This is a genomic window from Microbacterium sp. LWH13-1.2, assembly GCF_038397735.1.
Lineage (GTDB): Bacteria > Actinomycetota > Actinomycetes > Actinomycetales > Microbacteriaceae > Microbacterium.
Genome location: NZ_CP151635.1, coordinates 375,924 through 390,372, shown reverse-complemented (window position 1 = coordinate 390,372; position 14,449 = coordinate 375,924). Strand labels below are relative to the sequence as shown.

The following is a 14,449-nucleotide window of genomic DNA, read 5'->3' as shown; positions in this document are numbered from 1 at the left end:
GACGCCACGCGCTGACTCGCCGCGCATCGCCCTCGATGCGCGGCGAGTCGCGTATCCGGTCCGAATCCGTGCCCGCCAGGCCGGAGACGGTATTCAGCCGTCCCTCGACGCACGTACGATCAGGAGATGCGCCGCCCCTTCATGTCCTCGCCCACCCAGCTCGCTTCGCTGGAAGGGCAGCAGTACCTCGTGCTGCGCCCGACGAGGGCCGTCTCCGACGTCTACCGCGCCGAGCAGAGGTCCGCGCTCGGCCGGATGGACGCCCCGCACCCGCACACCGAGCACGTCACGCTCCGCGCCTTCCACGAACCCGAGCGACGCGAAGAGGTACTCTCGCTGATCCGTGAATGGGCGGTGGCACAGCGTCCGATCGAGGTCGTCGCCGAGGCCGTCGATGTGTTCCCGACGCCGTGGCAGATCGTGATCCTGCGGCTGACGCGCACGCCGTCACTGGTGTCTGCGTACGCGAATCTCAGCACGGCGCTGGAAGCCACCGACTTCCGTCGCCTCGATGAGCGCAGCACGGCGGAGTGGACGTTCCATCTGTCCGTGATCTACGCGAAGACCCTGTCGACCGCGGCCTGGACAGAGCTGTCGCACAAGTCGCGCCGCTCGCTCAGCAAGCGCCCCGCAGAAACCATCTCCGAAGCGGAGTTCGTCTGGTACGAGGACGGCGTCGAGCACTCCGAGGTGATCCCGTTCGGACTGCGTTCGTTCCGCTGACCCGGGGCGGGCCCTAGCTGAGGCCCGAGTAGGCGTGCAGACCCTTGAAGAACACGTTGACGATCGTGAAATTGAAGAGCACGGCCGAGAAGCCGACGATCGCGAGCCACGCCGAGGGGTTGCCGCGCCATCCGCGCGTCGCACGGGCGTGGATGTATCCGGCGTAGAGCACCCAGATGACGAACGTCCAGGTCTCCTTGACGTCGAAGCCCCAGAAGCGGCTCCAGGCGTAGTAGGCCCAGATGGATCCGGCGATGAGGGTGAACGTCCAGAGGATGAAACCGATGATCGTGAACCGGTAGGCCATGCTCTCGAGGCGGTCAGCCCCGGGGAACGTGCGCAGGAATCCGGGGCCGGTCTTCTCGGCGCCCTCGGAGATCAGGCGCTCGCGGCGGGACTGCATCAGCTGGATCACCGAGAGTGAGAACGCGAGAGCGAAGAACGCGGTGCCCAGCGACGCGACGAAGACGTGGATCACGAGCCACACGCTCTTGAGCGGGTCCATCAGCGGCGACACGTCGACATAGAAGTTCGTGGCGGCGAGGCCGAGGAGGATCACGACGAGGCCCGTGATGAACGTGCCGAGGAAGCGCAGGTCGATGCGTGTCAGCACGACGAGGAACACCGCGACGATCAGGAGCGTGCCCATCATCGCGAACTCGTAGAGGTTCGCCCACGGCACACGTCCTGCGGCGAAGCCGCGGGTGAGCGTCGCCGCGAGGTGGAAGACGAAGGCCAGGACGGTCAGCGAGGTGCCGATCCGGGCCATCACGAATCGCTGCGGGGCGGCGTCGGAGTCGGATGCCGCGGACGCGCCCTTCGCGATCTTGCCCCCGCGTGCCGCGGCGCCTGCACCGACGAGTTCGAACTCGCGCACGCTCGCCGAGTCGGCCGACAACTGCGACCGGCGGGCGAGATCGAAGGCGAAAGCCACGAAGGCCGCCGCATAGATCGCGATCGCCGTCCACAGCAGGATCGGCGAGATCACTTCGAGATCGAACATGGTGTCAGTCTACTTTCGGGTGTCGGACGCGGGGCGGTCGGGGTCGCCCTCGGATTCGGTCTCAGGGGTCGTGTCCGGCTCGATCTCGGGCTCCTCGGAAAGAGCCGCGGAATCATCGGCATCCTCGGGCTGGTCGGCGTCCTCGGGCTCGGGGATCACGGCAGTGACTCCCGCTGCGTCGAGCAGCCGGGCGTGACCGGCCACGAGGTCGTCGACGGCCGACGCGAGCGTCGGGTCCTCACCACGGGCGAGACCGGCGTACTCGATCGAGACGGCGCCGTCGGCAGGCGTCGCCTTGACCCACACACGGCGGCGAGGGATGAACAGCGCGAGCATCAGGCCGCCGAGGGCGAGCAGCGCGAAGCCGAGCACCCAGGGCCCTGAGGCATCGCGGTGGATCTGCAGCGACGCGAAGCGCTTGACCGACTGAGAGGCGTCTGTGGCCCCCGCCGGAGACTCGTCCTCGAACGTGACGGTGCCCATGCCGTTGGGCAGGTCGGCGGTCTGTCCCGGGGTCAGCTCGATCGACTCGAGGTCGGTCGTTCGGCCCGTGACCTTCGTCATGCCGGTGGTGTCGAGCACGTAGACCGATCGCGGGATGCCCTCGTTGATGCCGAGGTCGCCGGTGTAGACATCGAGCGTCAGGGTCGGGTTCGTCAGCTCCGGGAAGCCCGAGACGAAGGCGCCCGTGTCGAGCGCCGCCGTGGTCGGGTAGAAGAAGCCGACCAGGCCGACCTGTTCGCTGAGACCGTCGGGGATCTTGATGACACCCAACGAGGTCATGTTGTTGTCCTGCGGCAGGAACGGCGTGCTGTTCGTGAACACCACGTCACCGTCGGCGTTGCGCACGGTGACGGTCGGTGCGTAGCCGTTGCCGAGCAGGAAGACGTTGTCGTCGGCGACCCCGAGCGGCTCGTTCACCTTGACCGACCCGGTGCGCTCCTCGCCGTTCTCCTGCACCGTGACGTTGGCCGAGAAGTCGCCCGCCTGCCCTGATCCCGGCTCGCCGAACGGCTGGTAGGTGACATCGAAGCTGTCGAGGCGCATCGAGTACGGAGCGAGCGCTCCGTCGCTCACGAAGCGTCCGCGGTTCATCGAGTCGTAGTCGAGCAGGGTGTTCGCGAAGGTCTCGCCCTCGACGAGCACGCGCTGCCCCGTGTAGGCGAATCCGCCGCCGACGCCGACCGTGATCAGCACGCCGACGAGTGCGAGGTGGAAGAGCAGGTTGCCGGTCTCGCGCCAGTAGCCGCGCTCGGCCGAGACCGACGACGATCGCTTGTCGTCATAACGCTCGACGCGATACCCGAGGGCCTTGAGCTGCTTCTGCGCGATATCGATAGACGCGGCCGCCTCGGCCTGAGAATCGGTCGACGTGCGCTCGACCGCACGGAAGTCGGCGAGCCGCTGCAGACGTGCGGGGGTGCGCGGCGGTCGAGCCTGCAGAGCCTTGGCGTGGTGCTTGATGCGCGGGATGACGCATCCCACGAGCGAGGCGAACAGCAGCAGATAGATCGCCGAGAACCACGGCGACAGGTAGACGTCGAACAGCTTCAGGCCGTCGAGGATCGGGAACAGATCGGGGTTGTCGCGTTCCCACTGCGTGACGCCGTTGGGGTCGGCCATCCGCTGGGGGAAGATCGAGCCGGGGATCGCCGCGATCGCGAGCACGAGGAGCAGGATCAGCGCGGTGCGCATGGAGGTCAGCTGACGCCAGCCCCAGCGCAGCCAGCCCACGAAGCCGAGGCGGGGCTGGGTGATCGACTCCTCGCCGTCGACGTGGTCTGACGGCCGCAGCGGATCGCTCGACCTGTCGGTAGTACTGCTCACGTCATCCTTCCGATGCGTCTTCTTCTGATCAGAACGGGAGGGGGACACTGCTGATCACCGCCGTCAGTCTCGACATGATGTCGGTCCAGAGCCCGGTCACCATCAGCACGCCGAGCACGATCAGCAGCACGCCGCCGATGATGTTCACGACGCGGATGTGGCGACGGAGGAAACCGATCGTCTTCGTGGCCCACCCGAATCCGAGGGCGACGAGCAGGAACGGGATGCCGAGGCCGAGCGAATAGGCGAGGCCGAGGAACCCGGCACGCACCGGGTCGCCGGCGTTGAACGAGAGCGCGATGATCGCACCGAGGGTGGGCCCCATGCACGGCGCCCATCCGATTCCGAGGGCGACTCCCAGCAGCGGTGCGCCGATGATGCCCGCCTTGGAGTCGACGTGGAAGCGGATCTCGCGCTGCGCGAACCCGAAGGCTCCCAGGAAGACCAGGCCCATGACGATGATGAAGGCGCCGAGGATGCGGGTGATCAGATCACCCCAGCGGATGAAGAAGACTCCGAACGTGCCGCTGAGCACCGTGTAGAGGATGAAGACGACGGTGAAGCCCAGGATGAAGAGCAGCACACCGAGCACGAGTCGGCTGCGGGCAGGGGCCTCGACCGTCGAGACGGCGGTGCCGTCTGCCGTGTTCGCCGCGCGACGCGGAGCGACCGCTCCCCCGAGGAACCCGAGGTAGCCCGGAACCAGCGGCAGGACGCACGGCGACAGGAAGGAGACGAGGCCGGCGAGCATCGCGACCGGGATCGCGAGCCAGAGGGCTCCCGATCCGATGATGGCTTCGGGGTTCACGCCGCTCCCGGGAGACTCACGAGTCCTCCGCGAGCGCGTCCTTGACGAGCGTCGAGAGGATCGAGGTGCCGTCGATCGGGCCGATGATGCGCGCGGCGACCCTGCCCTGCTTGTCGAGCACGAGGGTGGTCGGTGTCGCCTGGATCGGCACGGAGGACGAGAAGGCGAGCTTCGCCTCGGCCGTATCGACGTCGATCAGGCTCGGGTACGTGACGCCGAACTCGGCGGAGAAGGCCTTGGCGGTGTCGGCCTGGTCGCGGGTGTTGATGCCCAGGAACGCGACGTCGTCGCCTCCGTGCTGCTGCCACACGCTCTCGAGGTCTTCCGCCTCGACGCGGCACGGCGCGCAACCGGCGTACCAGAAGTTGACGACCGTGACCTTGCCTGCGAGCTCGGAGCTCGAGAAGTTTTCACCGTTCTCGGTGACGCCGCCGAACTCGGTGACGGGCTCTCCCCGATCGGCGACGGGGATCTCGACGATCGCTCCGTCTGCGGCGACGTATCCCGGGTTGTCACCGCTGAGGAACGAGTCGTTCACGGGGTCGGGAGCGCAGGCGCTCAGACCGATGGCAAGCACCGCGGCGAGCGCGGCACCGACCGCGCGGCGGGAAGGCCGGATGCGGGAGGAGCGGCCGCTGCGGATCGGACGAACCGTCGAGGCGAGTGGCACGATTCCCAGTTTACGCAGGGGTTCCTATGCATGGGCCGGACGCCCCAGGGGTGCGCAGCGACGGTCAGAGGCGGGCCAGCACGTCGGCCACGCTCGCGCGAAAACGAGGGCAGGTGGAGATGTCGTGCGAGCGGCACCCCATCGCGTGCTCGGTCATCTCGCGCGATCGGCGCATGTCCTCCATCCGTCGGTCGAGATCGTCGAGATGCTGCTGCAGCACCTCGTGGCGCCCCGCGGCCCCGTCGTCGAGGAGCACGGCGATCTGGTCGAGCGTCATGCCCGCCGCTTTGCTCCGCTGGATCACCGCGATGCGCACGACGTCGTCCTGCCCGTAGCGGCGGCGCCCTGCAGCATCACGAGCAGGTGCGAGCAGCCCCACGGTCTCCCAATGCCGCAACACATTCGTCGGCACATCGAAGCGTGCGGCGACCTCGCCGACGGACCACGGATTCTCGACGCTTGACTTCATGTTGACATGAAGTCACAGACTGGGGACGAACGCAAGCGCGACCCCTCGGAAGGACCCCACATGTACGACGCGATCGTCATCGGCGCAGGCCCCGCCGGCCTGCAGGCGGCACTGACACTCGGGCGGATGCACAGGAGCACCCTGCTCCTCGACTCGGGCGAGTACCGCAACGGCACCGTGCGGCACATGCACAACGTGGTCGCGAACGACGGCACTCCCCCGGCGGAGTTCCGGGCCACCGCGCGAGGGCAGCTCGCCGAGTACTCCGACGTCGAGATCCGCGATATCGGAGCGCAATCCGTCACTGCGGCCGACGGCGGATTCACCGTCCTGCTCGCCGACGGGGATGCGGTCGACGCGCGCCACGTGATCCTCGCCACCGGAGTCGCCGACGACCTCCCGTCCGTGCCGGGGCTGCAGGAGCTGTGGGGCACGAAGGCGTTCAGCTGTCCGTTCTGCGACGGTCACGAGCATGCCGCCCGATCCATCGGCATCCTCGGGCCCGCTCCCCGCGCCGAACACCTGATCGGTCTCCTCGGACGCATCGTCTCGGACATCACCGTCTTCCCCGTCGAGCAGGGATTCTCGACCGAGGAGGCGCGGATGCTCGAGGGGCTGGGTGCCCGCGTCAGCGCCGAGACGGTGACCGCGGTGGCCCCGGATGCCGACGGCGTGCGCGTCACGACGGAGTCCGGCGAGCAGACCGTCGCCGGCGTCTTCGTGGCAGCAGGTTCCATGCGCCACCGCGCGCCCTTCGCCGACCAGCTCGGACTGCAGATGCTGCCGTCGGGATCGATCGAGATCGACGACTTCGGGCGCACCTCGCTGCCCGGCATCTTCGCCGCGGGAGATCTCGCGCACCGCGCATCGCTCCCAGGGCCCATGGCCTCGGTGCTGCTGGCAGCCGCTGCCGGCCAGCTCGCTGCAGTCGGGGTCATCCAGTCGCTGATGGCGCCCTGACTCCGGAGCCACTGTGTGATGGCGGTCAGACCGCTCCGACGTCGACCGCACCCCCGGTCGCGGCAGGCTCGGCGTAGGCGACCTCGCGCCACACGTCACCGACGAGCTCGAACGACGTGACGCTCGACAGGGCGCAGCGCCGCGTGCGCGGATCGTGTCGGAGTGGCAGACCCGCGACCCGAAGATGGGTGATCCAGATCGGCGCCTGGTGTGACACCATGACGACATCGCCGCCGTCCGCCGCCTTCCAGGCCTCGCCCATCGCGCTCAGCATCCGCTCGGCGATCGAGGTGTACGGCTCGCCCCAGCTGGGAAGAGCCGGCTGCCGCAGATGCCACCAGTTGAGCGGGTTCATCAGCGAGCGCCGCATCTGCGTGCCCTCGAACACGTTCGTCGGCTCGATGATGCGGATGTCGATCTCGGGCACCAGATCGAATCGGGTGGCGAAAGGCTCGGCCGACTCCTGCGCGCGCTCGAGCGGCGAGGAGTACAACGCGGCCACAGGCCTGTCGAGCGAGGCGACGTGGTCGGCGGCTGCCTGCGCCATCTTCCGACCTGCTCTGCTCAGGTGGTAGTCGGGGAGCCGGCCGTAGAGCACGCGCTTCGGGTTGTGCACCTCACCGTGGCGGACGAGGTGCAGTCGGGACGCCACCATCTCAGACCTGGCGGTAGCGGGACTTGCCGAATCCGATGATCAGATACCCGATGTAGGGGAAGACGAACAGGAGGAAGAACGAGAAGAACCCGCCCTTTCCGAAGCGTTCGCCGAGCTTGATCGCGACGATGATCCCGAAGATGAACCCCACGATCGGGATGATGTAGAGCAGCGCGAGCCAGCCCGACATCCCGGCGATCTTCACGAGGAACACGATGTTGACGAAGGGGATGATCGCGAGGATGCCGGGGTATCCCGCCTTCGTGAACACCTTCCACAGGCCGATGACGACGAGGATGTAGAAGGCGAGCGTGATGAGGCCTGTCGTGCCGGAGAAGATCTGGGTGTACAGATCCGAGATGCCGTTGGAGTCCATGATGACCCTTTCGCTGGTCGAGCGGCTGTCGTGGCGATCCTACTGAGCGATATGCCGCGGGCGAAGGAGGCGACACCCGCCCCCGTAGAATGGGCGGGTTCATCATTTCCCAGATCAGGAGGAATCCTCCGTGCTTCGCACCCACTCGGCAGGCTCACTGCGAGCCGAGCATATCGGTCAGACCGTCACCCTCTCGGGTTGGGTCGATCGCCGTCGTGATCACGGAGGAGTCGCGTTCATCGATCTTCGGGATGCATCGGGCATCGCCCAGGTCGTCATCCGCGACGAAGAGGTGGCGCACCCGCTGCGCAACGAGTTCGTCCTCAAGGTCACCGGCGAGGTCTCGCGTCGCCCGGACGGCAACGCGAACCCGAACCTGCCGACCGGCGAGATCGAGCTCATCGCGACCGACGTCGAGGTGCTGAACGAGTCCGCTCCCCTGCCGTTCCAGGTGTCGACCGCTGTCGCCGACACCGAGACGGTCGGCGAAGAGGCCCGCCTCAAGTACCGCTACCTCGACCTGCGTCGCCCCGCCGCGGCATCCGCTCTGCGTCTGCGCTCGAACGTCTACAAGGCCGTCCGCGACGTGCTGCACGGCGAGGACTTCACAGAGGTCGAGACCCCGACGCTCACCCGCTCGACGCCCGAAGGAGCCCGCGACTTCGTCGTGCCCGCTCGTCTGCACCCCGGCAGCTGGTACGCGCTGCCGCAGTCGCCGCAGCTCTTCAAGCAGCTGCTCATGGTCGGCGGCGTCGAGAAGTACTACCAGATCGCCCGCTGCTATCGCGATGAGGACTTCCGCGCCGACCGCCAGCCGGAGTTCACGCAGCTCGACATCGAGATGAGCTTCGTCGACCAGGAAGACGTCATCACGCTGATGGAGTCGCTCATCCAGGCGATGTGGAAGACCATCGGCGTCGAGGTGCAGACCCCGCTGCCGCGCATGACCTACGCCGAGGCGATGGCCAAGTACGGCTCGGACAAGCCCGACCTGCGGTTCGGACTCGAGCTCGTCGAGGCGACCGAGTACTTCAAGGACACCCCGTTCCGTGTGTTCCAAGCCGAGTACGTCGGTGCCGTCGTCATGCCGGGCGGCGCGAGCCAGCCCCGCAAGCAGCTCGACGCATGGCAGGACTGGGCCAAGCAGCGCGGCGCCCGCGGCCTCGCGTATGTGCTCTTCAACGAAGACGGCTCACTCGGCGGCCCCGCGGCCAAGAACCTCTCCGAGGCCGAGCAGGCTGGCCTCGCCGAGTTCGTCGGCGCCTCCGCCGGTGACTGCGTGTTCTTCGCCGCAGGGTCGACGAAGGAGAGCCGTGCGCTCCTCGGCGCCGCGCGGGTCGAGATCGGACGTCGCCTCGGCCTGCTGAGCCCCGACGAGTTCGCCTTCACGTGGGTCGTCGATGCTCCGATGTTCGAGCCTGCGGCCGATGCCGTCGCATCCGGTGACGTCGCCGTCGGCGCCGGAGCCTGGACCGCCGTGCACCACGCGTTCACCGGCCCGAAGCCGGAGTTCCAGGACACGTTCGACACCGACCCCGGTTCGGCTCTCGCCTACGCCTACGACATCGTGTGCAACGGCTCTGAGCTCGGCGGCGGATCGATCCGCATCCACCGCGAAGACGTGCAGAAGCGCGTGTTCGAGGTCATGGGCATCAGCGACGAGGTCGCCCAGGAGCAGTTCGGGTTCCTGCTCGACGCGTTCAAGTTCGGTGCCCCGCCTCACGGCGGAATCGCGCTCGGTATGGACCGCGTGCTCCAGCATCTCTCGAAGACCGAGTCGATCCGCGACGTCATCGCGTTCCCGAAGTCGGGCAACGGCTTCGACCCGCTGACGGCTGCGCCCGCGCCGATCACGGCCGCGCAGCGCGCCGAGGCCGGCGTCGACTTCGAGCCCGAGGACGACGAGGTCTGACCTCGCACGAAGAGGCCCTCTCCCGCTCAGGCGGGAGAGGGCCTCTTCGTCTGCTCAGCGCAGCGAGGCGAACGCCGGAGCGATGTTCTCGTTCCACACGTCGACGCCGAGCTTCGCGATGAGGGCGACCACCACGATGAGGAATACGACGCGGATGAAGGTCGTTCCGCGCGAGATCGCCATGCGCGAACCGAGGTAGCTGCCCGCCACGTTGGCGACCGCGAGGATGCCACCCAGCAGCCACAGCACAGCGCCGTGCGGGATGAAGAGCAGCAGGGCACCGGTGTTCGTGGCCAGGTTGACGATCTTGGCCTTCGCGCTCGCCTGCAGGAAGTCATATCCCAGAAGTGCGACGAGCGAGATCACCAGGAATGTCCCGGTGCCAGGGCCGATCAGACCGTCGTAGAAGCCGATCACGAGACCTGACAGCCCCGCCATGATGTGGTGCTTGTGTCCGCTGAACCGCAGCCGCGTCGCCGCTCCCATCTGCGGGCGGAAGGCCGTGAAGAGCGCGACGGCGAGCAGCGCGACCACGATGATCGGTTTGAAGGCGGCGGCGGGGAGGACCGTGGCCACGGCGGCTCCCCCGAATGATCCGACGAGTGCGATCGCGGCCATAGGCAGAGCGGTACGGATGTCGGGTTTCGCGCGCCGGTAGTAGGTGACGCTGCTCGTCGCCGTGCCGAACACGGAGGCGAGCTTGTTCGTCGCGAGCGCCTGGATCGGCGAGATGCCGGGGATCAGCAGCAGAGCAGGAAGCTGGAGCAGGCCTCCTCCGCCGACCACGGCGTCGATCCACCCGGCTGCGAACGCCGCGACGACCACGAGGATCAGCGTGCCCCAGGTGAGCTGCTCGAGCCCGAGCACACTGCCGATGTCCATCCGTCCAGGATGTCAGACCACGCGGCATCGCGAACGCCACCGCAGTCCGAACCGCCACGCCCCGGACATCTCTCGTTCACCAGGCTCGCTGCGATCGGCAACCCACGGCTCATAGTGTCCTCTCGCAACCCGAATCCGGCGCCCGACGCCGGACACCGAGAGGACCCTGATGACGAACTTCCACCGTCGCGCGCGCATCGGCGCCGGCATCGCCCTTTTCACCACCGCCGCGCTCGGCCTCACCGCCTGCGCCACGGGCGCAGAGACCCCCGCCGCCGGCAGCGACGCGGTCGATGCCGCAGCCGCGACCTCGGTCGAGGACTTCGGCTCGTTCGCCGAGCTCGAAGAGGCCGCCAAGGCCGAGGGTCAGCTCAACGTCATCGCCCTTCCGCGTGACTGGGCGAACTATGGCGAGATCATCGACCTGTTCGCCGAGAAGTACCCGGAGATCACCATCAACGAGGCGTCCCCCGACGTCTCGAGCGCCGAGGAGATCCAGGCTGCGAAGACGAACGAGGGCCTCGACACCGCACCCGACGTGTTCGACCTCGGCCTCACCGTCGCGCTGCAGAACACAGACGTGTTCGCGCCGTACCAGGTGCAGACCTGGGACGAGATCCCCGATGCCCTCAAGGAGCCGACCGGCCTCTTCGTCGGCGACTACGGCGGATACATGTCGATCGGCTACGACTCGTCGAAGTTCGACGCTCCCGAGTCGCTCGATGACCTGAAGGATGCCGCGTACAAGGGCGCCGTCGCCATCAACGGCGACCCGACGCAGGCCGGTGCGGCCTTCGCCGCCGTCGGCCTCGCCACGGTGCAGTCCGACGGCACGCTCGATGACTTCCAGCCGGGTATCGACTTCTTCTCGGAGCTTCAGAAGGCCGGCAACCTGCTCAAGGTCGACGTCACCACCGCGACCGTCGCGAGCGGCGAGACCCCTGTCGTCTTCGACTGGGACTACCTCAACGCCGCGCACTCCGCTGACAACGAGAACTGGAAGGTCGTCGTCCTCGACGGCACCGGCTACGCCGGCTACTACAACCAGGCCATCAACAAGGATGCCCCGAACCCGGCTGCCGCCCGCCTGTGGCAGGAGTTTCTCTACAGCGACGAGGTGCAGAACCTGTGGCTCAAGGGCGGCGCTCGTCCGGCTCGCATGGAAGCCATGACCGAGGCGGGCACGATCGACGCCGACCTGGCCGAGGCTCTTCCCGAAGTTCCGGGCGAGACGGTCGTCCCCACCGAGGAGCAGTCGACGAACGCCGGCACGCTGCTCGGCGAGAAGTGGGCAGCGGCGGTCCAGTGACCACTGCCACCGCAACGGGGGCGGATGCCACGGCGTCCGCCCCCGTCTCCCCCGCAGCGCACGGCGCTGGGCCCGCGACATCGTCGCGGGCCCAGCGCTCCGCGCCGTCGATCGCGTGGCTCGGTCTGGTGCCGTTCGCCGCGTACGTTCTGCTGTTCCTCGCCGTGCCGACGATCCTCGCGGTCGGGTCCGGCTTCTTCACGGAGGACGGATCGTTCACCTGGTCGAACGTCTCCGCTCTCGGCGATCCCGTCGTCCTCAACACCTTCGCGAACTCCGCCGGACTGTCGCTGCTGACCGCCGTCGTCGGGGCGATCGTCGGCGCGCTCGTGTGCTATGCCCTGCTCGGCATGAACCCGGATGGGGCGGTGCGCTCGACCGTGGATGCCGCGGCCGGCGTGCTCGCCCAGTTCGGAGGAGTGATGCTCGCGTTCGCGTTCATCGCGACGATCGGCATCCAGGGAGTGGTCACGCTCTTCCTCAAGGACGATCTGGGCGTCGACATCTTCGCGAACGGCACCTGGCTCTACGAACTCCCAGGGCTCATCCTGCCGTACATCTACTTCCAGATCCCTCTCATGGTGATCACGTTCATGCCTGCCCTCGCCGCCCTCAAGCCGCAGTGGGCCGAGGCGAACCTCACGCTCGGCGGCACACGCTCCAGCTTCTGGCTGCGCATCGGCATCCCGGTGCTCGCACCCTCGTTCCTCGCAAGCCTGCTCCTGTTGTTCGCGAACGCGTTCTCGTCGTATGCCACCGCTGCCGCCCTCGCGAGCCAGGGCGCGCAGATCGTCCCACTGCAGATCCGGGCAGCGCTCACCAGCGAGACCGTACTCGGCCGCGAGAACCTGGCCGGAGCACTCGCTCTCGGCATGATCGTGATCGTCGGAGTCGTCATGGCCCTGTACTCGATGATCCAGCGACGAGCCGCGAGGTGGCAGTCATGAACCGTCTCGGCCCCTCTCTCGCGACCCGCTGGATCATCGGCATCGCCGTCGGCGCCTTCTTCGCCATCCCGCTGGCCTCGACATTCCTCTACACGCTGCGCCAGACCGACGGATCCCTCGGCCTCGAGCGGTGGTTCGCGCTGTTCGACCCGGCGAAGTCCGCCGCTATCAAGCCCATCTGGATGGGTCTCGGCAACTCGCTCATCCTCGCCGTGGTCACTGTCGCGATCGTGCTCCTGCTGCTCGCACCGACCATGATCCTGGTGAACCTCCGTTTCGCGAAGCTCAAGCCGTTCTTCGAGTTCGCCGTGCTGCTGCCGATCTCGATCCCCGCGATCGTGCTCGTCGTCGGTCTCGCCCCGATCTACCTGCAGATCGGTCGTGCCCTCGGCACGGGCACCTGGACGCTGGCCTTCGCCTACGGCATCACCGTGCTGCCCTTCGCATACCGGTCGATCCAGGCATCCATCGACGCGGCCGACCTGCGCACCCTCGCGGAGGCCGCTCGCTCACTCGGCGCCAGCTGGCCGACGGTGGTGCTGAAGGTACTCGCCCCGAACCTCCGCCAGGGTCTGCTCGCGGCCTCGCTGATCTCGATCGCCGTGGTGCTCGGCGAGTTCACGATCGCTTCTCTCCTGAACCGCCAGGTGTTCCAGACGGCCATGGTCGTCGTGCAGAAGCAGGATCCCTACGCTCCGGCGATATTCACCCTGCTGGCGCTGCTGTTCGTGTTCCTGCTGCTCCTCCTCATCGGCCGCGTCGCTCGCGGCACCGGAAAGGCCCGCTCATGACCCTCCCCCAGACCGCCGACAACATGCTCCTCGCCGAGGCGGGCGAAGGCACACGCGTGCAGCTGCAGGGCATCGTGAAGAGCTACTCCGGCAACACCGTGCTGCACGGTGTCGACATCGACATCGCGCCCGGCGAGTTCGTGTCGCTCCTGGGCCCCTCAGGGTGCGGCAAGACCACGCTCCTGCGGGTGCTCGCAGGTCTCGAAGGGCTCGACAGCGGCGCGGTGCTGCTCGACGGCGGAGACGTCTCGCGGGTGCCGACGAACAAGCGCGACATCGGCATGGTCTTCCAGTCGTACTCGCTGTTCCCGCACCTCCGCGTGGCGGAGAACACCGCGTTCGGGTTGCGTCGGCGGGGCGTCGGGAAGAACGAGGCCGCGAAGCGCGCGCTCGACGCCCTGGCGCTCGTGGGGCTCTCCGACTTCGCCGACAGATTCCCGCACCAGCTCTCGGGCGGACAGCAGCAGCGCGTGGCGCTCGCCCGCGCGCTGGTGACCGAGCCCAAGGTGCTGCTGCTCGACGAGCCGCTCTCGGCACTCGACGCGAAGGTACGCGTGCAGCTGCGTGATGAGATCCGCCGCATCCAGCTGCGACTCGGCATCACCACGGTGTTCGTCACGCACGACCAGGAGGAAGCTCTCGCCGTCTCCGACCGGATCGCCGTGATGAACTCCGGTCGGATCGAGCAGATCGGAACGCCCGAGCAGCTCTACACGACGCCGTCGACGGCGGGTGTGGCTGCCTTCGTGGGCCTCTCGAGCGTCGTCTCGGGCGTCGCCGAGGGCGACCATGTCGTGGTGTGGGGTCAGCGACTGCCCCTGCAGTCACCGGCCGATGGCCCTGTCGACGTGTACCTGCGCCCCGAGAACGTGCACTTCGCCTCCGAGGCGGATTCCGCGACCGACGCGCTCGTGCAGGAGAGCACGTTCCTGGGCAGCATGCGGCGCACGCTCGTCCGCACGGAATCCGGTGAGCTGGTGCGGCTCCAGCACTCCCCCGGCATCCACCCGGCATTCGGTGACCGGGTGCGGATCGCTGTCGCGCCGGAGCCCGTGGCCGTGCATCCTCGGGGCTGAATCACCCTCTAGCCCCGGGCCAGTACTCCGAGATACCGTGA

The 14,449-nt window shown here is 67.8% G+C and carries 15 protein-coding genes; 7 read left to right on the top strand and 8 right to left on the bottom strand.

The window, feature by feature from the left end; translation table 11 throughout:
* The first annotated feature begins 126 nt into the window (after positions 1 to 126).
* Positions 127 to 723, top strand: a complete 597-nt coding sequence (locus MRBLWH13_RS01735) for a 2'-5' RNA ligase family protein (RefSeq protein ID WP_341956623.1) — start codon at positions 127 to 129, stop codon at positions 721 to 723.
* A gap of 13 nt (positions 724 to 736) precedes the next feature.
* Here the strand turns inward: MRBLWH13_RS01735 and ccsB are convergent, their stop codons facing one another.
* From ccsB to MRBLWH13_RS01710, 5 genes are all read right to left on the bottom strand, one after another.
* On the bottom strand, positions 737 to 1,726 hold the full coding sequence (gene ccsB, locus MRBLWH13_RS01730) for a c-type cytochrome biogenesis protein CcsB (protein WP_341956622.1): 990 nt from the start codon (positions 1,724 to 1,726) through the stop codon (positions 737 to 739).
* A gap of 9 nt (positions 1,727 to 1,735) precedes the next feature.
* Entirely contained in the window at positions 1,736 to 3,553 is a 1,818-nt protein-coding gene (locus tag MRBLWH13_RS01725) for a cytochrome c biogenesis protein ResB (protein ID WP_341956621.1), read from the bottom strand.
* 28 nt (positions 3,554 to 3,581) lie between these two features.
* On the bottom strand, positions 3,582 to 4,361 hold the full coding sequence (locus MRBLWH13_RS01720; RefSeq protein WP_341956620.1) for a cytochrome c biogenesis CcdA family protein: 780 nt from the start codon (positions 4,359 to 4,361) through the stop codon (positions 3,582 to 3,584).
* A 16-nt stretch (positions 4,362 to 4,377) separates the two neighbouring features.
* Positions 4,378 to 5,031 carry a TlpA disulfide reductase family protein gene (locus MRBLWH13_RS01715; protein WP_341956619.1) on the bottom strand — a complete coding sequence of 218 codons (654 nt, stop codon included), beginning with the start codon at positions 5,029 to 5,031 and terminating at the stop codon, positions 4,378 to 4,380.
* A 64-nt stretch (positions 5,032 to 5,095) separates the two neighbouring features.
* The gene (locus MRBLWH13_RS01710; RefSeq protein ID WP_341956618.1) at positions 5,096 to 5,500 is read right to left on the bottom strand and encodes a MerR family transcriptional regulator; all 405 of its coding nucleotides are present in this window, start codon (positions 5,498 to 5,500) and stop codon (positions 5,096 to 5,098) included.
* Between the two features lie 6 nt (positions 5,501 to 5,506).
* Between MRBLWH13_RS01710 and MRBLWH13_RS01705 the strand changes: the two genes are divergently transcribed.
* On the top strand, positions 5,507 to 6,460 hold the full coding sequence (locus tag MRBLWH13_RS01705; protein ID WP_341956617.1) for an NAD(P)/FAD-dependent oxidoreductase: 954 nt from the start codon (positions 5,507 to 5,509) through the stop codon (positions 6,458 to 6,460).
* A 25-nt stretch (positions 6,461 to 6,485) separates the two neighbouring features.
* On the opposite strand, the gene MRBLWH13_RS01700 is transcribed toward MRBLWH13_RS01705, so the two are convergent.
* Positions 6,486 to 7,115 (bottom strand): histidine phosphatase family protein, encoded by a 630-nt coding sequence (locus MRBLWH13_RS01700; RefSeq protein WP_341956616.1) that lies wholly within the window; start codon positions 7,113 to 7,115, stop codon positions 6,486 to 6,488.
* Between the two features lies 1 nt (position 7,116).
* Positions 7,117 to 7,491 (bottom strand): DUF5684 domain-containing protein, encoded by a 375-nt coding sequence (locus tag MRBLWH13_RS01695; protein WP_341956615.1) that lies wholly within the window; start codon positions 7,489 to 7,491, stop codon positions 7,117 to 7,119.
* Between the two features lie 130 nt (positions 7,492 to 7,621).
* On the opposite strand from MRBLWH13_RS01695, the gene aspS reads away from it, so the two are divergent.
* Positions 7,622 to 9,403, top strand: coding sequence for an aspartate--tRNA ligase (aspS, locus tag MRBLWH13_RS01690; RefSeq protein WP_341956614.1), 1,782 nt, complete (start codon positions 7,622 to 7,624; stop codon positions 9,401 to 9,403).
* 54 nt (positions 9,404 to 9,457) lie between these two features.
* Here aspS and MRBLWH13_RS01685 read toward each other — a convergent pair whose 3' ends face one another.
* Complete coding sequence (locus MRBLWH13_RS01685; protein WP_341956613.1) at positions 9,458 to 10,285, bottom strand: TSUP family transporter; 828 nt, start codon at positions 10,283 to 10,285, stop codon at positions 9,458 to 9,460.
* A 169-nt stretch (positions 10,286 to 10,454) separates the two neighbouring features.
* Between MRBLWH13_RS01685 and MRBLWH13_RS01680 the strand changes: the two genes are divergently transcribed.
* From MRBLWH13_RS01680 to MRBLWH13_RS01665, 4 genes are read left to right on the top strand one after another with little or no spacing between them, the layout of a single operon-like run.
* Positions 10,455 to 11,594, top strand: coding sequence for an extracellular solute-binding protein (locus tag MRBLWH13_RS01680; protein WP_341956612.1), 1,140 nt, complete (start codon positions 10,455 to 10,457; stop codon positions 11,592 to 11,594).
* On the top strand, positions 11,573 to 12,541 hold the full coding sequence (locus tag MRBLWH13_RS01675; RefSeq protein WP_341956611.1) for an ABC transporter permease: 969 nt from the start codon (positions 11,573 to 11,575) through the stop codon (positions 12,539 to 12,541). Before MRBLWH13_RS01680 ends, MRBLWH13_RS01675 begins: the two co-directional genes overlap by 22 nt.
* Positions 12,538 to 13,332, top strand: a complete 795-nt coding sequence (locus MRBLWH13_RS01670) for an ABC transporter permease subunit (RefSeq protein ID WP_311244920.1) — start codon at positions 12,538 to 12,540, stop codon at positions 13,330 to 13,332. The genes MRBLWH13_RS01675 and MRBLWH13_RS01670 overlap by 4 nt, the downstream gene beginning before the upstream one ends.
* Positions 13,329 to 14,408 carry an ABC transporter ATP-binding protein gene (locus tag MRBLWH13_RS01665; protein WP_341956610.1) on the top strand — a complete coding sequence of 360 codons (1,080 nt, stop codon included), beginning with the start codon at positions 13,329 to 13,331 and terminating at the stop codon, positions 14,406 to 14,408. Before MRBLWH13_RS01670 ends, MRBLWH13_RS01665 begins: the two co-directional genes overlap by 4 nt.
* Positions 14,409 to 14,449 lie beyond the last annotated feature (41 nt).